Source organism: Bacillus sp. AFS098217, assembly GCF_002551815.1.
GTDB lineage: Bacteria > Bacillota > Bacilli > Bacillales > Bacillaceae_G > Bacillus_A.
The window spans coordinates 19,604-40,113 of sequence record NZ_NVPR01000006.1 but is presented as its reverse complement, the minus strand read 5'-3'; the positions used below and the strand labels follow the sequence as shown (position 1 = coordinate 40,113).

Annotated in this window: 16 protein-coding genes, 2 pseudogenes and 1 other annotated feature; of the genes and pseudogenes, 2 read left to right on the top strand and 16 right to left on the bottom strand. The window is 36.7% G+C overall.

The genetic code is table 11. From position 1 onward, the window contains the following. Nucleotides 1-972 (bottom strand): HAMP domain-containing protein (locus COO03_RS01840; RefSeq protein ID WP_141523106.1); only part of this gene is annotated, 972 nt, incomplete at its 3' end. Between the two features lie 522 nt (nt 973-1,494). Continuing rightward, a complete protein-coding gene (gene ileS / locus COO03_RS01835; RefSeq protein WP_097894777.1) occupies nt 1,495-4,596 on the bottom strand; it encodes an isoleucine--tRNA ligase in 3,102 nt (1,033 codons plus the stop codon). 55 nt (nt 4,597-4,651) lie between these two features. Further along, nucleotides 4,652-4,891, bottom strand: a binding site (T-box leader). 605 nt (nt 4,892-5,496) lie between these two features. On the opposite strand from ileS, the gene COO03_RS01825 reads away from it, so the two are divergent. Together COO03_RS01825 and COO03_RS01820 are read left to right on the top strand one after the other, a co-directional pair. Next, nucleotides 5,497-6,063 carry a PadR family transcriptional regulator gene (locus tag COO03_RS01825; protein WP_097894775.1) on the top strand — a complete coding sequence of 189 codons (567 nt, stop codon included), beginning with the start codon at nt 5,497-5,499 and terminating at the stop codon, nt 6,061-6,063. Next, a complete protein-coding gene (locus tag COO03_RS01820) occupies nt 6,063-7,241 on the top strand; it encodes an MFS transporter (protein ID WP_097894774.1) in 1,179 nt (392 codons plus the stop codon). The genes COO03_RS01825 and COO03_RS01820 overlap by 1 nt, the downstream gene beginning before the upstream one ends. A gap of 132 nt (nt 7,242-7,373) precedes the next feature. On the opposite strand, the gene COO03_RS01815 is transcribed toward COO03_RS01820, so the two are convergent. The 14 genes and pseudogenes from COO03_RS01815 to COO03_RS28075 form a co-directional block, all read right to left on the bottom strand. Next, on the bottom strand, nt 7,374-8,255 hold the full coding sequence (locus COO03_RS01815; RefSeq protein WP_097894773.1) for a class I SAM-dependent methyltransferase: 882 nt from the start codon (nt 8,253-8,255) through the stop codon (nt 7,374-7,376). Between the two features lie 259 nt (nt 8,256-8,514). Further along, complete coding sequence (locus COO03_RS01810; protein WP_097894778.1) at nt 8,515-9,564, bottom strand: Mrp/NBP35 family ATP-binding protein; 1,050 nt, start codon at nt 9,562-9,564, stop codon at nt 8,515-8,517. A 246-nt stretch (nt 9,565-9,810) separates the two neighbouring features. Beyond that, complete coding sequence (gene moaD, locus COO03_RS01800) at nt 9,811-10,047, bottom strand: molybdopterin converting factor subunit 1 (protein WP_097894771.1); 237 nt, start codon at nt 10,045-10,047, stop codon at nt 9,811-9,813. A 4-nt stretch (nt 10,048-10,051) separates the two neighbouring features. Then, complete coding sequence (locus COO03_RS01795) at nt 10,052-10,516, bottom strand: molybdenum cofactor biosynthesis protein MoaE (protein ID WP_097894770.1); 465 nt, start codon at nt 10,514-10,516, stop codon at nt 10,052-10,054. Nucleotides 10,517-10,657: 141 nt separating this feature from the next. After that, nucleotides 10,658-11,944, bottom strand: coding sequence for a molybdopterin molybdotransferase MoeA (locus COO03_RS01790; protein WP_097894769.1), 1,287 nt, complete (start codon nt 11,942-11,944; stop codon nt 10,658-10,660). Nucleotides 11,945-11,964: 20 nt separating this feature from the next. Beyond that, nucleotides 11,965-12,981 (bottom strand): molybdopterin-synthase adenylyltransferase MoeB, encoded by a 1,017-nt coding sequence (locus tag COO03_RS01785; RefSeq protein ID WP_097894768.1) that lies wholly within the window; start codon nt 12,979-12,981, stop codon nt 11,965-11,967. Nucleotides 12,982-13,030: 49 nt separating this feature from the next. Next, complete coding sequence (locus tag COO03_RS01780; protein ID WP_097894767.1) at nt 13,031-13,834, bottom strand: formate/nitrite transporter family protein; 804 nt, start codon at nt 13,832-13,834, stop codon at nt 13,031-13,033. 251 nt (nt 13,835-14,085) lie between these two features. Further along, the gene (moaA, locus tag COO03_RS01775) at nt 14,086-15,102 is read right to left on the bottom strand and encodes a GTP 3',8-cyclase MoaA (protein WP_097894766.1); all 1,017 of its coding nucleotides are present in this window, start codon (nt 15,100-15,102) and stop codon (nt 14,086-14,088) included. A 126-nt stretch (nt 15,103-15,228) separates the two neighbouring features. Next, entirely contained in the window at nt 15,229-16,026 is a 798-nt protein-coding gene (gene fdhD, locus COO03_RS01770; protein ID WP_097894765.1) for a formate dehydrogenase accessory sulfurtransferase FdhD, read from the bottom strand. 16 nt (nt 16,027-16,042) lie between these two features. Further along, the gene (locus COO03_RS01765) at nt 16,043-16,387 is read right to left on the bottom strand and encodes a DUF2294 domain-containing protein (protein WP_000041501.1); all 345 of its coding nucleotides are present in this window, start codon (nt 16,385-16,387) and stop codon (nt 16,043-16,045) included. Nucleotides 16,388-16,561: 174 nt separating this feature from the next. Continuing rightward, nucleotides 16,562-17,044, bottom strand: a complete 483-nt coding sequence (locus COO03_RS01760) for a DUF1641 domain-containing protein (protein ID WP_097894764.1) — start codon at nt 17,042-17,044, stop codon at nt 16,562-16,564. A gap of 15 nt (nt 17,045-17,059) precedes the next feature. Next, a complete protein-coding gene (gene fdhF / locus COO03_RS01755; protein ID WP_097894763.1) occupies nt 17,060-19,999 on the bottom strand; it encodes a formate dehydrogenase subunit alpha in 2,940 nt (979 codons plus the stop codon). Beyond that, nucleotides 19,968-20,160: pseudogene (locus tag COO03_RS01750) on the bottom strand (hypothetical protein). The gene fdhF and the pseudogene COO03_RS01750 overlap by 32 nt, the downstream one beginning before the upstream one ends. 160 nt (nt 20,161-20,320) lie before the next feature. Continuing rightward, a pseudogene (locus tag COO03_RS28075) lies at nt 20,321-20,463 on the bottom strand (MarR family transcriptional regulator); the annotation flags it as partial. Nucleotides 20,464-20,510: the final 47 nt, after the last annotated feature.

Below are 20,510 nucleotides of genomic sequence, written 5' to 3'. Positions count from 1 at the left end.
TAAGTCCCCATCGCTAATTTTACGCGAAGTAACAACTAATTTTTTCAAAGGTTTTGTAATAGAAAGCGTCACGAAATAAATAAGTGCTCCCCCTATAATTAATGAAATCACCATGATGATTAACATATTATAAAATACAGGTTGAGCTGCTTCAACTACTTCACTAGCATACATCGTTCCACCAATTTTCCAACCTGTTTTTACGTTTGTAGCGAACACAACTTCCTTCTCACTACCACCAGATGAATAAGTAAAGGCCCCATGGTTTTCTTGATACATTCGTTTTGCCCAAGAATCCGCAGCTTTATCGCCCGATTTTTCTTGTGGATGAGCAATTATTCTTTGATTTTGATCTAGAATAAAAGCATATCCTTTTTTTCCAATGTTAATCATTTTTGTTGTTTTTAACAAATCATCTAAGTTTAAATCAAACCCAACAACACCACTTTTATCGTCCATTTGTTTGGCAATCGTTATTATAATGCGACCATTTATTTCATCCTTATATGGCTCCGTTACAATAATACCACCTTGCTTACTTACTGCATCTTTATACCAAGGACGTGTTGTTGGATCATAATCTGCTGGCATTTGTATATCTGGCTCTTGAACAAATTTCTTATCATTTCCTGCAATATATACTTGTTCAATTTCCGGATGTAAATTAATATATTGTGAAAATATTTTTTTAAGTTCACCTTGATTTTCTCCTTGATAGAGACTACTATCAATTACTTTTGCCAAATGTGTAACATCATTAAATTTCGCACCAATTGTTTGATTAATTAAATTATCTAGTATTTTAATATTATCATTTGCACTATTCATAATTTGCGATTCAAAATTCTTTTTAGCCGTTTGATAAGACATACCACCAATGCTCGAAATAGCAGCAATCAAAATAATAAAAAATGAAATCAACAGCTTCTTAGCTACTTTCATATTTTGAAACCGCTTTACTATTTTACTCATAAAATCCCTCCTCTATTTTTCATGCAAAAATTTAAATTTACAAAGTGAAGAAAATAATCGATATGACTCAAAATAGTGCACGCATTAAACATTAAATTATTCGACATGTTTCGGCTAATTCTTCATAAATTTTATACATATAATTCCTTCTTGTCTATATATAAATAAAACGTTTAAAAATTATTCGAAATTTAGAAACGTAAAATATAACATACATAGCCTATGATGGCTGTCTTTATAGTTCGCCTCATATAAAGTGAAACTTTAATCAGTGGGGGTTTTCTTCATCCCCACTGATTAAAAGCTCTCACCAATCGGGCTTTTACGGGCAGTTTATCTCCCACCTAACTTCTTTGCTTTTCCCGAATTTTGAGGTGGGAGTATTACTGCTCATTAATGCGGGATAAAATGATACTGGAATCAAGTGGTTATTTTCTTCTAGCTAATCAAAAAACAAAATCCTGCATGATTCATACAGGGTTTTGTGATCAAACTTTCCATTTACATATTATTTTAGGAGATTTAGCTAGCTGGACTCAACTTAATACGAACCTTTTTCTCACCTAAAGAAATTTCATCATTCTCTTGTGTTAGTTCCTTAAATGTAAATTTCTTTACTAACAAATTTTCTTCTAACAATCCTTTATGTTTCGTTAATGTGCTTTGTAATTCATCTTCTGTATCAAGAATTACATCTACTCGTAAGTTAACTGGTAAATTTAACTGTTTTCGATACTCTTGAACAGCTCGAATAAATTCCCGTGCTACCCCTTCTTGTAACAATTCATCTGTCACATTGGTATCTAACATGACTGTATATTGTCCATTTGTAGTGTTAGAAAATCCTGCTTTTGGTACTTGTTCTACTACTACATCTTCAGTTGTCACTTCAATCTCTTCTCCTGCTCCAAGCTTACAAAACGCTTTTTCCATTGAAACAAAGTTTTGTACTTCTTTTTGCGATAATTGTTTCAACCACTGATTGACAGTATTGACATTCTTACCAAATTTCGGACCTGCTGTTTTAAAATTCAACTTAAGTTGATACGTTGTATACTTTGTTTCATCTAATTCTACATGGAATTCTTTCACATTCAGTTCATCCATAATAATATCACGATAGGATTCCCAGTCTACCTTCTGCTCATGATGCTCAAGTAATACAAGCTCTGCTAATGGTTGCTTTACTTTTAACGTATGCTGATTTCGGTTGCTACGTCCGAGCTCAACAACTTGTAAAACAGCATCCATTTCTTCTTCTAACTTTGTATGAATAAATGTTTCATCTGCTTCTGGATAATCCGTTAAATGAACACTGCTCCCTTCTAAATTAAGATGAATATCTTCGGCTACAAATGGAGTAAACGGAGCAAGTAATTTACTAATTGTAGCCAGTACTTCATGAAGGGTTTCGTACGCAGCTGCCTTTTCAGGATTCATGCCCGACTCCCAAAAACGATTGCGCGAACGTCTTACATACCAGTTACTCACCTCATCTACAAAAGCTGCAATTTCACGAGCTGCATTTGTAAATTGATACTCATCTAATGCGTTTCTTACTTTTTTCGTTGTACTATGAAGTCGTGATAGCACCCACTCATCAAGTTTCGTCCTCTTAACCTCATACTTCTCTTTTGGATTGTATTCATCTAAATTTGCATATAAAACATAGAAGCTATATACATTCACGAGTGTATCTACAAGTTTTGATTTCGCCTCTTGGACAGTTCTTTCAGAAAAGCGTTTTGCATTCCAAGGTGCACTATCAACGAGAAGAGCCCATCTTAATGCATCTGCACCAAATTTCTCGACTAATTCTACTGGATCTAATGCATTCCCTTTACTTTTAGACATTTTCTGCCCCTGTTCATCTAACACATGCCCAAGAGATAATACACGTTTGTATGGTACTTTCCCAGTGTATAAAGCCGCTACCGCTAATAAGCTATAAAACCAACCACGAGTCTGGTCAACACCTTCAGCAATTACATCTGCCGGGAATTGTTCCTCAAAAAGTTCTTTATTTTCAAACGGATAATGATACTGTGCAAATGGCATCGAACCGCTATCAAACCAAACATCGATTACTTCCGGAGTCCGAGTCATCAAACTGCCACATTTCTCACAGCACACCTTCACTTCATCTACATATGGTTTATGCAACTCTAAATTCTCTGCTGTCTCCCCTATGCTATTCTTTCTTAATTCATCAATGCTCTTCGGTGCAAATTGATGATCACAGCTTTCACATTGCCATACATTTAACGGTGTTCCCCAGTATCGTTTCCGGCTAATATTCCAGTCCACCATATTCTCTAAAAACTTTCCAAATCGCCCATATTTCATATGGTCTGGATGCCATGTGACTGCATCATTATTCTTTAAGAAGGTCTCCTTAATCGCAGTTGTCCGAATGAACCAGCTTTCCCCAGCATAATAAAGCAGTGGTGAATCACAGCGCCAGCAATGCGGATAACTATGTTCATATTTCTCTTTAGAGTATAACAGCCCTTCCTGCGCTAAATAACGAACAATATCAACATCACATTCTTTCACAAATTTCCCTTGTAAGAATGGAACTGCTTCCGTATATTCACCTTTTTCATCTACAACATGAAGGAATGATAATCCTTGATTCTGTACAACTTTATAATCATCTTCTCCATAAGCTGGTGCGATGTGAACAAGTCCCGTACCGCTATCTCCCGTAACAAAATCTGCTGAAATAACACGATAGCCATTTGTAACTTCGTCCATAGGAAACGGTGCTGTATAGGAAGTACCTACCAATTCTTCTCCTTTATGAGTCGATAATACTTGATAATCTTCTTTTAATACATAATCTGCGCGCTCTTTTGCAACAACATAAACTGCCCCGTCTTTCTCTGCTTTCACATACTCCATATCTGGATGTACAGCGAGTGCTACATTGGCAGGCAGCGTCCACGGCGTTGTTGTCCATCCAAGAAAGTATTCATTTTCACTATTCAATACTTTAAACTTTACCGTTGCACTTAAATCTTTTACTGTTTTATATCCTTGAGCTACTTCATGTGAACTAAGTGATGTTTGACAACTTGGGCAGTACGGTGAGACTCGATGTCCTTTATATAGAAGGCCTTTTTCATGAATCATTCCAAGAATATGCCATACACTCTCAATATAAGGATTCTCTAAAGTTACATACGGGTCATCCATATCGACCCAATATCCAATGCTCTCCGTAAATTCACGCCACTGCTTTTCATACGTAAATACGCTTTCCTTGCATTTTTGAATAAATGGTTCAATTCCGTATTCTTCAATTTCATGTTTCCCAGAAATGCCAAGCTGCTTTTCAACGCCTAATTCCACCGGTAATCCATGTGTATCCCATCCTGCTTTTCGAAGCACTTTATATCCTGTCATTGTTTTATATCTCGCTACTAAATCTTTAATTGTCCGCCCGAGCGCATGCCCAACATGTGGCAATCCATTGGCAGTTGGCGGTCCTTCATAAAAAACAAAAGATTGTGCGCCCTCACGATTTCGAATGGATTGTTCAAAGATATTCTGCTTATTCCACTGCTTGCGAATTCGTGTTTCTCTCCCTACAGCTGATTCTTTTACATCTACCTTTTCCATTTACAATCACTCCTTTGAAATGTATTAAAAGCACACAAAAAACCCGTCCCTATCAAGTAGGGACGGGTTTACCCGCGTTACCACCCTAATTCTACTAGCATCTCGACTAATAGCACTTAGCAACGTACTAACATACGCGTTCTTTGTAACGGTAGACATCCGTCCGAGCTTACTCTGTTCAGCCACGGCTCCTCGGAGATGATTTTCAAATACAGTCTGTGCGCCGACTTTCAGCATGACGCCGGCTCTCTGTGGAACAGTACAATATTTTACTCGTTCTCGTCTTCAGATTTGTATACTTTTATTAACAGTTATTTTATTCCATGAAACAGATAATTGTCAATCAATTCAAAACATATTTTCATTTTCGTCCTAATTCTCGAATTTTAACATCTATTTACATCCTGTAATCCATCTACAAATCGTTTTTCCTTCAAACACATCTCGAATCGCCTAAATTCTAACATGTATTCACTTCAAGTAATTATTTTTAATTCTATCGGTAAGCAGTATTCTTATCTACTTTCTTAGATTTCACATAGTTTATACCATGTATTCAATAAAAATCTTATATAATTCTCAAGAATACACAATATGATTTAAATTATTGTTTAAAAAGAAGAAAAACAAACACTTTTGCATGTATTTTGTTTAATTTAGTGAAATAAAGTTTACTTTATTCAATGAACCATTTCTCATGAATCAAAATTTTATGAGCTGTTTATACTCATCTAAACTTCTTTACTTCCATTGAAATTTGAGACCGGGGCGTACTCTCCCCAAAAAGCTGGATAAAACAATTCCTATCCTTTTATTGACAAAACAAATATTTCCACATATATTTTAAATAAATACTAAACATTTAGTATTCTACATTTTCTATTTGAATGGAGGATATATATGACACGATTAATGGTACTAGGTTTACTCATGCAATATGGTCCTATGTCTGGATATGAATTACAGCAAGCTATGCAATCAGCACAAACTGATACTTGGGCAGGTGTGTTCCCCGCTTCGATTTATCATGCTTTAAAAAAAATGGATAAAGAAGGATTAGTAGAGCTGGATGCTGTTGAAAAAACAGGAAATCGTTCCAAAGCAATTTATAGTGTTACACCTGCTGGAAAAGATGAATTCCATACACTCATACTTCAGTCATTCCAACAATCTTCAGTCGCTTTCCCAACAGAGTTATATACAGCACTCACTTTTTTTGATGCAAATACTGTTTCTCTTGAGTGTATTTCATCCGCCTTACAAGATCAAAAAAAGAAAATTATAGAAATGTACGAAAATATGAAAGCTGGACAATCTATTAAAGAAAAAATGATAGACATTCCAGAGCATGTAAGCCTTATTTTTGAAAATATTTATGAACAATGTGAAATGCAACTACGTTTCATTGGAAAAATGGAAAAAATGTTATCTCGCTTAAAAGATAAAAAGAAAATGGAGGAAAAATGATGGAAGCTAGACTAAAAATGTCTCGCGTACAAAAAGCTTCTTTATGGGTTGTAGCAATAGCTGTTTTTACGGATATGCTAATCTATGGAATGATTGTTCCAATCTTGCCGCGGTACGCAGAAACGTTAGGCGCTTCTCAAACAGAGATTGGCTTTTTATTTGGTAGTTATGCTATTACTCTACTTCTTGCTACTCCTATTTTAGGGGCAATTTCTGATAAATTTGGAAGGCGTCTCCCTATGATTCTAGGATTATTTGGACTCGCAGCAGCGACCATATTGTTCGGACTCGCTAATAGTTTTTGGTTACTCGTCCTTGCCCGCATGCTACAAGGTATATCTGCAGCTGCAACTTGGACAGCTGGGTTAGCACTTCTAGCAGATGTATTCCCTCTCCAGGAACGTGGAAAAGCCATGGGTCTAGCTTTGGCTGGCCAAGCAGCTGGAATGCTCCTTGGCCCAACAATGGGTGGTCTACTTTATCAATGGGGTGGTTATCATCTTCCTTTTATTGTAGCTGCAATTCTTGCTTTCATGGATGGTATATTGCGAGTTACATTGCTTCGTGATGAATCGAAATACAATTCAGATAAACAAATTTCTTACCGATCTATCTTTAAGATGCGCTCTCTATTTATTATCATTGGCATTATTATTCTAGGATCAACCTTACCTAGTGCTTTAGAGCCAACTCTTCCTCTCTACTTACAAGAGATTTTACATCTTAGCCCTGGCACAATTGGACTATTATTCGCTGTCCCAACTCTCGCATATGGTTTTACAGCTCCAATCATAGGCACACTTTCTACTAAAATTGGCAGAAAACAAACTATAGCAATAGGTATAGCTTTAGCTGCTTTATGTTTCCCATTTACAACGATTGTTTCTCATACCGCCCTTGAAATATTTGTACTTGCTATCCTTGGAATTAGTTTTAGCCTTTTACTTGCGCCTGCTTTACCAGAACTTACTTATCTCGCAGACAAAAATGGAGTTCAAGCATATGGAATACTTTTTGCTATTTATAATACAGCCTACTCAATCGGTATGTTTTTCGGACCTATGTTAAGCGGAAGCTTATCAGATTTATTTGGATTAACAAATGCGTTCTACATCTTCAGTTTTCTACTCTTATGCTACCTTTGCTTGTTTTTATGGAAAATAAAAAAACAACATTGATTCTTATACGAGGAACAAAAATAAATATAGCCTGAAAAAATAAAGCTTCTAACATATAAGACATATATGTTTAGAAGCTTTATCACATTAATATATGAAAGAGGTTCTTTATTTTTAACCTCAAAACCTACACTACCTCTTTTTTACTACACCAAAAGTAATTTTCATACTTGGAGCATAGACTAAAGAAGAATCCATATTGAACTTTTTAGAAAATCGTAGTTCTGCTTCGTACTGTGTCATCGCTTCATTAAACGTCAGTCCTCGATTTATTAAACGTTTAATGAACTCTTCCTTTTCAGCAGGAATATTGCCTACGCCTTCTTCCCTTAAAGAATGATACAATTGCTTTTTATCTGCTTGATTCACATTAGCGTTAAGAAAATTAACTTTATCACTAACCCGGCACTCAATATTTTCCACGCCTAAATCACTCAGATATACGGGTAATTTAATCCCAATGTTCCCATCTTTTCCATTCCGTTTTTCATCATTTTCAAATAACTTTTGAAGAACACCAATCTGAATCATTTCGGATTGATCAAGTTGATTAAGATTGTACGAAGACATATTAGAAATCCAGTGTGGCTCGAAACATATGATATTACCTCCATCAACGACCAAATCTATCATTTTTTGCAACATTGTTTTTGGATCATTCATATGTAGTAAAAAAGCATGGCAAACTGCTACATCATACTTACTCTCTAATTTAATTTCACTAGCATCTGCCTCAATAAATCCTGATTCATACGGAAGCTCTTGAAATAATTTCTTTGCTTCATTAATTAAATGCTCCCCTTTATCAATTCCTGTATATTTTGATCCAATTGGTAACAAAGGTAGCAGTTTTAGCCCTAAATAACCGTATCCACAACCATAATCAATAATATGCACTGGTTTAGAAATCTTCCAAACGGAATTTACTAAAAAACATAGATAATCGTCGTTGTAGTATAAATCCCTTGTATTTCTCAAATACTCTAACTTATTATTCCAATCATACTCTTTCAATATAGCTCCCCCTTTTTATGTATACAAAACTAAAATTCTTTATACTGTAGACATATCCCTACATTTCGTAAAAGAAAAAGGGTACGATTCCGCATATTTCTGTTTTCGTTTTATCTTCATAAGAGACGAAGAGTTATTTTAGCTAACTAGAAGATTGGCATAAAGAAATTTCCTACTATTTTTATGCCGATCTTCTAGTTTTCTGATAAATTGAAACTTCCATCAGCGGGGGTCTTACTGCCCGTTAATGCGGGATAAATTACCCTTTGTAGATAAGATCTTGAGCTAAAGATGTAAACATCTCTCCAACAAGCGAATCTTTGTCATATACGGACGAACCTTTATTTTCTTCAGGCTTTGCAAAAGGTATTTGTGCTATCACTTCTGTTTGCAGTTGTTCTGCTAACATTTCGCCGCCACCTTTCCCAAAGAGATAATTCCTTGAACCATCTTGTTCCTCATAATATGCCATATTCTCAACGATACCTAAAATATCGTGTTTTGTATGCTTTGCCATTACCCCTACTCTGGAAGCAACAAACGAAGCTACATTATGAGGAGTAGTAACTATAATTTTCTTCGCGTGAGGAATCATTGCAGCCACATCAATCGCAACATCTCCTGTACCAGGAGGCAAATCAAGAAAAAGATAATCTAATTCTCCCCAGTGAGTGTTGGCAAGGAAATTTTGAATCCATTTGTTGAGCATTGGTCCTCGCCACATAACTGGATTATTACCCTCTGTAAAAAATCCCATTGACATGATTTTAACGTCGTGACTAACGACCGGAATCGCTGTCTGATCTATCATTGTTGGCTTTTGATTAGCTTCCATCATAGCAGGGATACTAAATCCATATATATCTGCATCTAAAATCCCAACCTTTTTCCCCATACGGGCTAAAGCAGTAGCAAGGTTAATCGTCACAGTTGATTTCCCGACTCCACCTTTTCCGCTTGTCACAGCAATAAAACGTACACCTGAATCTGGTCGCAGCATACTGGGCATGCCGGTTTCCGTTCTAGAATTTTTCTTTAAAGTCTCTGTTAATGCAGCTCGTTCTTCCGGTGTCATGAAGCCTAAAGTCAAAGACACCTTAGAGGCTCCAATGTTTCGAAGAGAGTCCTCAATATCTTGTTGAATTTTTGCCTTTAGCGGACAACCTTGAATAGTTAAAATAACTTCAAGTTGAATCTGTGTACCATCAATTTGAATATTTCTTACCATGTTTAATTCCACGATACTTTTGTGCAACTCTGGATCTTGAACATGGCTTAGAGCGTTCATAATTTGCGCATGAGTAAGCATAAATCTCATTCCTTTCTGTCCTCTTAATTTGTATACAAAAAAACACCACGAGTACTCGAACCTAATGAGATAGGCTTGTGTACTCATGGTGGAATAGATTACTAGCAATACTTACTAATATACCAATCCAACCATTTATAACATAAATAAAAGTGATAAAATGATAACAATCCATTATTATCATTCCATCTATTTTAAGTAAATGACTTTGAAAGATGCTATATTTAAAACAAAAACCAAACAATATTATCCTCCACTTACAGGCGGGATAAACGCAACTGTATCTCCGTCTTTTACAATATCTTCGTCAATTGCAAATTCTTCGTTGATAGCCGTCATGACTTGATTCAAAGATTGTAAACGATAGCTATCCTTGAGCCATTTTTTTAATTGATGAACTCTGACCTCTTTTTTTTCTATTATTACTAATTGGTCTGAGCCGACTTCCTCTCGCAAATTTGCGAACAATAAAATTGTAATCATCTTCTCACTCTTCCTTCTTGGGTTTCCCTTCTGGGTACGGAGTATTTTCAAGCTGATCTCCAATCCACATTGTTCCATCTTCCCAAAATTCTTTTTTCCAAATTGGGACGATTTGTTTAATGCGTTCAATTGCGTATTCATTCGCTTCGTAGGCCGCTTTACGATGTGGCGACGAAACTGCAATTACAACTGCAATATCCATTATTCCTAGTCGTCCCACCCGGTGTGTAATTGCTATTTTTGCGTCCGGCCACTTTTTCTTAATTTCTTCACCAATTTGAGTAAGCTTTTTTACTGCCATCGGTTTATATGCTTCATACTCTAAATGTAACGTTCGTTTTCCTTTTGTTAATTCTCTTACTGTTCCAATAAAAGTTGTAATCGCACCTGCTTCTCTTCTTGCTACCTTATTCGTTACTTCTTCGACTAAAATAGGAGTATCTACAATTTCAAATAATACTTGTCCCATCAAATTTCCTCGCTATCTTAATAAAAAATGAATTCATTTTTTAACCTCTGCTAACTTGAATAGCTAATATTGTTTCTTTTTTCACAGCTCTTGTAATTTATTTTCCCATCAGCATTATCTTCCCGTTTTTTTAAAACTCTATTATTTATAGGATGGAATAATATTGCTCCAAGGCCATTCACTTCCTTGATTATCTTCTAATAGGAGAACATCTACGAACATTCCTTTTTTATATCCTCTTGTACCGCCTGGGAGTACGATAAAAGCGTTTGATTCTGCTAATGAAGAAACCGCACTGGACTTATCCAATCCTGATGGATAGGCGATTAGTTGTCCTTCGTTATATTTGAGCTTTGCTCGTACAAATCTTGTAAATGGATTAGGTTTTAGAAAATCTTCTCCTAGTAATGCTTTTTCTCTTTTTAAATGTGGTTTTTCACTAAACATATAGGTACGAATACTAGGCCTTACGAATAATTCAAAGCCTACATAACAAGCTGACGGATTACCTGATAATCCAAATAATAGTTTTTCATTTAATTGTGCTACAGTCGTGACGCTGCCCGGCCGCATTGTAACTTTGTTAAAAAGAACCGACGCCCCTAATTTTTCGTAGATAGCTGGCAAATAATCATAATCCCCTACCGAAACACCACCAGTTGTGATTAACATATCTACCTGGCTTAACGCTTCTTTTACGGCTGCGTGACACGTATTAAAATCGTCACTAAACTTACCAAAACACTTCACTCTTCCCCCCGCTCTTCGAATTTGGGACAATATCATGTACGTATTACTGTTTCGAATTTTTCCAGGTTGTAGTGATTCATTTACATCAAGAAGCTCACTCCCAGTCGCTAACAGTCCAATTACAGGCTTTTTGGCAACTGGCACTTCGCTGTAACCAAATGTAGCAAGGAGAGCTGAAATACCCGGATTAATGTAACATCCTCTCTTCGCAAGAATCGTCCCTTTACGTGTATCTTCACCTTGAAAGGAAATATTTTCTCCTTTTTTGAATGAGCGTTTCACTTCCATATAGGTTTTACCGACATCCTCATATTGGCGGGTCAGTTCTAGCATTACAACTGCGTTACATCCTTTCGGAATTTGTGCCCCCGTCATGATTCGAACCGCTTGAAATGGCCCTACCTCTTGAGAAAATACGGAACCTGCCCCAATTTCGCCAGTTACTTCGAATATAGTTGGATTCTCATAACTTGCCCAGGCAGTATCTTCTGCCCTAATAGCAAATCCATCATATGGTGAGCGATTGACGGAGGGAACATCATGATCAGCTACTAAATCCTCTGCTAGTATACGTCCGTAAGCTAATTCAAGTGGTACCAGTTCTTTTAAACCATGATTGGCAAATTCCATTACTTTATGGACGGCCTCTCCAACTGCAATCGGTATTCGTTTTTCCATAATTTTTCTCATCCCTTCTGTTACCCTAATAAACGATAGTATATTTTTTTCGCTTTTTGAATTTCATTTGTCCCGTGGATAAATACACGACCATCCTGAAAAATGACCATACGATAATTATCTAGTTGGCAAGATAGCAAATACGGGTTTCGATCTACTTTCCCATGTTTTTTTAGTTGTTTTTCTAAATGGTCAAAATTGTAACGACTATTATGTGGCGGTCTAATTTGAACCGTATTTCTCCCGCATAAAACAACTGTCTTTGTTTGGTTTTCATAAGATAAATAAGGATAAGTTCTATGCGTTCCGCACGAAGGACAATTGTCCGTTTTAATTTTTTCTAGTTTGATAGAATGGTGTTGATTACTCCATATATCAAACATTAAAAAACTGTTTCTAATTGCTGGAAAATCTCCCACTAAAATTTTGAATGCTTCTACCACTTGATATGCTGCGACTATTTGGACAGCTGGACTAATGATTCCAACTGTGTCACACGTCGCTCCTGTAACGGGAACACTTTTCAGTACACAATTTAAACACGGTGTTTTCCTTGGAATAATGGTATAGCTCATGCCATATCCTCCGACACAAGAACCATAAATCCAAGGAATATCATATTTTTGTGATAGATCATTTATCACAAATCGAATATCAAAATTATCTGTTGCATCAATGATGACATCGACATCATCTAATAAAGCTTCCATATTTTCTACTCTGGCATCCATCACGAGAGCATGAATCTGTACTTCTGAATTGATTTGTTTTAAACGATTCTGTGCTGCAATTGCTTTTGGTAATTTTTCTACCGCATCTTGTTCGGCGTAAAGCTGTTGCCTTTGTAAATTACTCCATTCTACGTAATCACGATCAATAATCGTTAATTTTCCGATACCTGCACGTACAAACCCCTCTGCACTTGCACTTCCTAATGCACCTGCCCCCACTATCAACACATGCTTATTTCTAATCTTCTCTTGTCCTTTACCCCCAATAGGAGTGAACAACTGTTGACGTGAATACCGCTCTATCATTAGATAGCCTTCCTTTCTTTTAGATAATTCTTATATTAAAAAACCTGCTTCATATGAGGTTATTTTTTTTTAACTCTTTCTCTATATGACTTTGTTTCTGATAACAAGAAAAGTAAGCAAATCCAACAAATCCAGCTCCACCAATTACATTTCCGATAAAAACAGGAACAAAATTCTTAGCAAGATCCGTCCACGTAAGTTGACCCGCAAAAATAACTGCTGAGATGACAAACATATTTGCTACTACTTGCTGAAATCCAATTACCACAAATGCCATAATAGGAATCCAAATCCCAACAATCTTCCCAATCAAATCGTTTGTTCCATAAGCTAACCAAATCGCAAGGCAAACAAGCCAGTTACAACCAATTGCTGAAATTAAAGTTCTCCCAAACGATTCATGTAACTTATCTTGAGCTATCGCTACCGTTTTATTTAAATATGTCCCTTCCGTCAACCCGCCAAGATGACCGAAACAATAAGCGACGAAAAGTGCACCCGCAAAGTTAGTTAAAGTTATCCAAACCCAATTATTTAACACATTTTTCAATGAAATTTTCCGTGCATACAATGCCATGGACAGTGACATCATGTTTCCCGTAATTAATTCTCCTCCTGCCAAGACAACGAGCATAAGCCCTATAGGAAAAACTGCTCCTCCCAAAAAATCCACTAAACTTCCCCATTGCTCCGGTACATTACCTAGAACGTGAATATTAAGCAAAAATCCTAACGAAATGAATGCTCCTCCTAAAAAGCCGAGAATAAGCATAGCGGATAGTGATTGCCTTACTTTTTGAACACCGGACTCAATGACAAGCTCAGCGATTTTTTCCGGTTTATGAAATGCCATAACCAATTCCTCCATTTTTTCAAATAAAAAAGCAGCTTCAAAAAAACCTTAACATAGTAAGGATTTTTGAATGCTGCTTAATCTCCCTGCACTTCTCTTACAGAGATATCAATCATCATTTTTACTATAAAATAGAAAATCTGCAAAACTTGCACACTTTCCACTTCGCGCTATTTACTATATCAAAAAGAAGCTACTAAAAGCCTTCTTTCATAGTGTTTTGAATGTCATCCTAATATATCATTTATTTCTCAACCACCGATATGCGACATTTCAATTTTTGGAAGTGTTTTTTTATTTGTATTACTTAACCGTTCATCTGAATAGCGATCTGAACGATTATTCCAAATGTCACGAATAACATCGGTAATCTCCTCATTGGTATACCCAGAACGAAGTAATTCTCTAAGATCATTTCCTTTAGAAGCAAACAAACAAGTATATAATTTTCCTTCTGCAGAAATTCGAGCTCTTGTACATGATGAACAAAAAGAATCTGTTACAGATGAAATAATTCCTATTTCCTCATCGCTACCGATATAACGATAGCGAGTGGCAACTTCACCAGGATAGTTCGCTTCAATTCGTTCAAGCGGCATCACTTTATTAATCATCTCTAATATCTCTTGTTTAGAAACTACCTCGTCTAATTCCCAGCCGTTAAAATTACCCACATCCATATATTCAATAAACCGAAGGATATGCTTATTCTCTTTAAAGTATTGCGCCATCTGAACGATGTCCTGTTCATTTTTTCCTTTTTGAACAACCATGTTCATTTTAATTTTCATCCCGACTTCCGCTGCAGCCTGTATTCCTCCAAGAACCGTTCTTACTTTACTTCTATTCCCATTTAAATAAGAGAAACGCTCTTCGTCCAAAGAATCCAAACTAACTGTCACACGTGATAAACCCGCCTTATATAAATCAGGAGCAAACTTCTTAAGTAGTGATCCATTTGTAGTTAAACCGATATCCTCTACTCCATCAATTTTGTTAAGTCGCTCGATTAGTTCAGGAAGGTTTTTCCGAAGTAAAGGCTCTCCCCCAGTAATACGCAACTTTCTTACACCTAAAGAAACGAAAATACGTGTCACCCTTTCAATTTCATCAAAAGACAAAATTTTATCATTAGACAAAAAAGAATAATCACGACCAAATATTTCCTCCGGCATACAATATCGACAGCGAAAATTACAGCGATCGGTAACAGAAATACGTAAATCCCTTAAGGGACGGTGCAATTTGTCTAATGTGACAGATTTCATGTTTATTGCCTCACTTCTGCATATTTTGTGATTCCGTACAAATTTTATTTAAAACACCCATTATATATAAATCAACAATCGGTCGGACAACATGCTAACCAGTTAATTAAACGATGGTTTTTGCATTTATTTAATATTTACAACCCGCTTCGGATGAGTATATACATTTAAGGATTGATTACGAATAAAGCCTATTGTAGTAATCCCTAACTGTTCTGCTAGCTCTAGTGCTAACTCAGTTGGAGCGGATTTTGACAATATTACTTCACAGCCAATTTTCGCAACTTTTAATAGAATTTCTGAAGATATACGGCCACTAAAAACAATAATTTTATCACCAATAGAAATGTTATTTTTTAAACAATAGCCGTAAATTTTATCTAAAGCATTATGTCTTCCTATATCCATTCGGCTTAAAACAATCCCATTCACATCGCATAAAGCTGCATTATGAACCCCACCTGTCTGTTGAAAAGTGGACGCAGATTGCTGCATATCATTCATTAATCGAAAACAATCCTGGGCAGAGATCTTTACGCGAATATCATTCATTTTCTTCGCAGTCAACGCATCGTTTGCAAAAACAAATCCTTGTCTACTCATTCCACAGCATGAAGTAATATAACGCTTATTTTGGATGTCACGATAATAAGGATTGATTTTTGTCGTCGTTACATGTACATATCCTTCTTTACCCCGCATCCATATTTCATCAATATCTTCATATTTTCGGATAATACCTTCAGATGCTAAAAAGCCTATTACCATATCTTCAATATACTCCGGAGTACTAACCATTGTAACAAATTCCTGTCCGTTAATTTTAACCGTAACTGGAAACTCTGTTACAATACTGTCCTCTATATGTTTAAATTCCCCTTGCTCATACCGAAAAATTTCTCGTTCCACCTGTATCGATTTCACGATCAATATCCTTCTCTCACGTTATATTTTTATCAAAGACAAACACTGAAACTGCAATATCTTCTTCCACTTTCATATCCGAAAACAGATGAACTAATTTCGCCCCAACAAGTTCCTCCAAATGTTCCCGAGAATTGACAGCATAAACTTCCTGAATCATTTTCGTTCGAGCCATATGAACCATTTCCGCACCATCCATAGTTCCCGAAATGAATTTCTCAGTAGGTGTCAAATTTCCATAAAGTGTGGCAATAGCCATATTCTCAGCAAATACAGTATGAATTCGTTCCGGCCCTTTTCCGAACAAATCCTTTCGAAGCTTTCGTATCATATCATTAAATTCATGTACCATTTTTGACATACTCTCATTCCTTCCCAGTTAATCAATACTAATTTTTCGAATACTACTTCATCATAAACATTGTAACAAAATGACCTTCTCATCTAAATTATTCACTCAAATAATTAGACGAAAAGGCTCATCTTACATTTCAAATATGGATACAACATATGAAATAATATTATTGTTGCTTACCTATTCGTCTTTTAACCCTTTACCCATACCTTTTAAGAAATGAAGACCGAATCCGATAGCACGGTTAATATCTGGATCTTTAAGTACTTTCATAAGGTCCAGTATTCCTACTTTTTTATTACTTTGCAGATGCTGGTTTCCTTCACCCATACCTGTTAATACACTACTTACAAGTTTTTTAGTAAGTTCGGGATCAAGTTCTGTTAAAGCTCCTGCAGCGCCCATCATATTATTAATTAAATTCGTAACTGGTTCACGAGTGACTTGACCTAGAACAATTTTTGCGATTGGTTCTTTCGCTTTAAGCATAGAATTTGCAGCTTCTAGCATCCCAATGTCATTCAGTTCGCCTACAATATTAAACATTTGATTTAAAGCTTCTTCATTATCAACTAGAAGTGCTTTTAAATCTTCTAGCTTTTGTTGTTTTTGTTCTTCCTCAGTTAGCTCCTGCTTTTGGATCGCTTTAATAGGTGCTGCCATATTCTTTTTTCCTCCCTAGTTATCCGTTAAGTGCACGTATCCTGGACGAGCCCACTTACGATTTACCTCAATCCCATTTTGAGGATGACGCTTTTTGTTACGCGGGTTCGCTTTTGGCATCGGATTTTCACCTTCTACTTGTAACACTTCCATACGAACTTTCGTTTGTTTATATGCAGGTGTATTTGTACGCAGATCGACCGCAGGACCTGTTAAGAAATTAATCGCCGATTCTTTATCCGTCGAGTTCATCGGTAAATAAAGCTCATTTGCTTTTACACGATCCGTTACAAGTGCACGTAATTTAAGTGCTCCAAAAGGAGAAACAAGGCGCACTAACGAACCAGTTTTAACTCCACGTTCTTGTGCAAGTTCTGGAGAAACTTCAACGAAAACACCTGGCACTTTAGCTTGAATACCATTTGATTTATTTGTCATGTTACCTTCATGGAAATGTTCAAGCATACGACCATTATTAATGTGAAGATCGTATTCCGCTGGGAATTCAGCAGGACGTACCCAGTCAGCTATGGCGAAACGAGCTTTTTTATCTGGGAAGTTAAATCCATCTTGGAAAAGAAGCGGCGTATTCGTTCCGTCAAAGCTTCCCCAATGGAAACTGTTCCAGCCTTCAAGCACTTCATAGTTTGCGTGTGCGAATAGCGGCGATAAACTTGCCATTTCAGCAAAGATTTCACTTGGATGACTATAGTTCCAGTTTGCACCTAATTTATTTGCAATCTTTTGTACGATCCACCAGTCTGGTTTCGCATCTCCGAGCGTTGGAAGTACTTGATATAGTCTTTGTACACGACGTTCTGTATTTGTAAAAGTACCTTCTTTTTCAAGAGATGGCGCTGCTGGTAACACTACATCGGCGTATTGAGCAGTTTTAGAAAGGAATACATCTTGAACGACAAAGAAATCAAGGCCTGATAAAACTTCATGTACATGATTTGCGTTAGAGTCTACAAGGGCCATATCCTCTCCGACAAGATACATAGCTTTCATTTTCCCTTCTTCAATTGCGTGAAGCATTTCAATATTATTAAGACCTGGTTTGTTATCAATTTTTACCCCGTAAGCTATTTCAAATTTCGCCCGTTCTACATCATCAGTAACGTGCTGATATCCTGGAAGCCAGCCTGGAAGAGTTCCCATATCACAAGCACCTTGTACGTTGTTATGACCTCGAAGCGGATATGCACCAGCACCCGGACGGCGATAATTTCCTGTTGCAAGAAGTAAATTCGAAATCGCAGCAGAAGTATCTGAACCACCCGTATTTTGCGTTACACCCATTCCCCAAAGAATACACGTACCATCTGCATCACGAATCATTTCGGCCATTTGAACGAGAGTTTCTTTTGAAATGCCTGTAATCTCTTCTGCATATTCAAGCGTATACTCTGCAAGACTATCTTTGAAATCTTCAAAGAAGTTTACATTCTCGTCGATGAACTGTTGATCATGCCAGCCTTGATCGATCATATATTTGGTAACAGCCATTAACCATACTTGGTCTGTTCCTTGCTTTGGACTAATAAAGATATCTGAACGCTCTGCCATTTCAGTTTTACGAAGATCTGCGACAATTAGTTTTTGACCGTGAAGTTTATGCGCACGTTTCACACGAGTTGCTAATACCGGGTGGCCTTCTGTTGGATTACAACCAACGATAATAACAAGACCTGCTTGTGCAATATCTTTAATTGTTCCCGCATCTCCGCCCATACCAATTGTACGGAACAATCCATCTGTTGCTGGTGATTGACAATAACGAGAGCAGTTATCAATGTTGTTCGTTTCGAACACTTGCCGAGCTAATTTTTGAATGACATAGTTGTCTTCGTTCGTAATTTTAGAAGAAGAAATAAAGCCTACGGAACCTTTACCGTATTGCTCTTTAATGGATCCTAATTTATTTGCCACTAATTCAAGTGCTTCTTCCCAAGTTGATTCAACAAATATTCCATTTTTTCGAATTAAAGGCTTAGTAAGTCGTTCTTCAGCATTTACGAAATCCCAACCAAATTTTCCTTTTACGCAAGTAGAAATTGCATTAACTGGTGCCTCAGAAGTTGGTTGTACTTTAAGAATTTTACGTCCCTTCGTCCACACTTCAAATGAGCACCCTACACCACAAAACGTACATACCGTTTTCGTCTTCTTCGTACGAGTTTCGCGCATGGCAGCTTCTACTTCTGATATTGCAAAAATACCGCTGTATCCAGGTTCAACTTCTTTTATCAGATCAACCATCGGCTCAAGAATGTCCGGCTTCAGCCCCGTCATAAATCCAGCTTCTCCAAGCATAGATTTCTCCATCAACGCATTACAAGGACAAATGGTTACACATTGACCACAGCTTACACATGAAGAATCGTTAATTGCCGCTCCGTTGTCCCAAATAACACGAGGACGCTCTGCTTCCCAGTTAATAGATAACGTTTCATTTACTTGCAAGTTTTGACAAACTTCTACACATTGACCGCACGCAATACACTGATTCGGGTCATAGCGATAAAATGGATGAGACATATCAACTTCACTTGCATCAACTTTTGGTTCGTAAGGATATTTTTGATGCTCAATCTCCATTAATTCTGCCGTATTATGCAATTTACAGTTCCCATTATTGTTGTCACAGACCGTACAGTAAAGTAAATGGTTTTCCAATAAGCGGTCCATCGCCTCATGTTGCGCTGCCTTCGCACTAATAGAGGACAACTCAATATTCATACCGTTCGTTGCTACTGCCGAGCAGGATCGCACAAGTTTCCCATCAACTTCTACAATACAAGTATCACACGTTTGAATAGGATCCACTTCAGGCACGTAACAGATTTGTGGATGTTCAATTCCGTTCTCATTAATGATACCCAGTATAGTTGAACCAGGCTCAGCACTATATTCTTTACCGTCAATTGTAATATGAACCATGCTGTCGTTCATGGTCATTCCCCCTTTTTGAGAATAAAAAAACTCCACCACGAAAATATACGCACCGAAATAATAGGTACGTTATCATCATGGTGGAGTAGTTCATTAGCACATCTTGCTAAAATACCAATCCATTTATTCATAAATAAAATGATAGATTCATAACAGGTCATATCACGATTCCATCTTTAACACTATGATTATAGCGTTAAATCCAAAAATACACAATATAAAAATGATAAAAAAGTAACAGTACTTAATACTGTTACTTTTTTGAATATATTCGTCTAATCACGAAACAATGCATTGACAAGCATAATTGCACCGCATGCTGCTGAGCTTTTGGTTAATTAACTTTGCAGCCTCCATCCGTTTCAACATAGGAGTAAGTGTTCCTGTATCCAGATCCAGTAAATCTCCTTCACTGTGCTTTGTTTACTTTCGAAGAGTACCAGAAGAACAAGATATTGCAGATAAAGTGAAACTTTAATCAGTGGGAGGGTTCTTCATCCTCCACTGATTA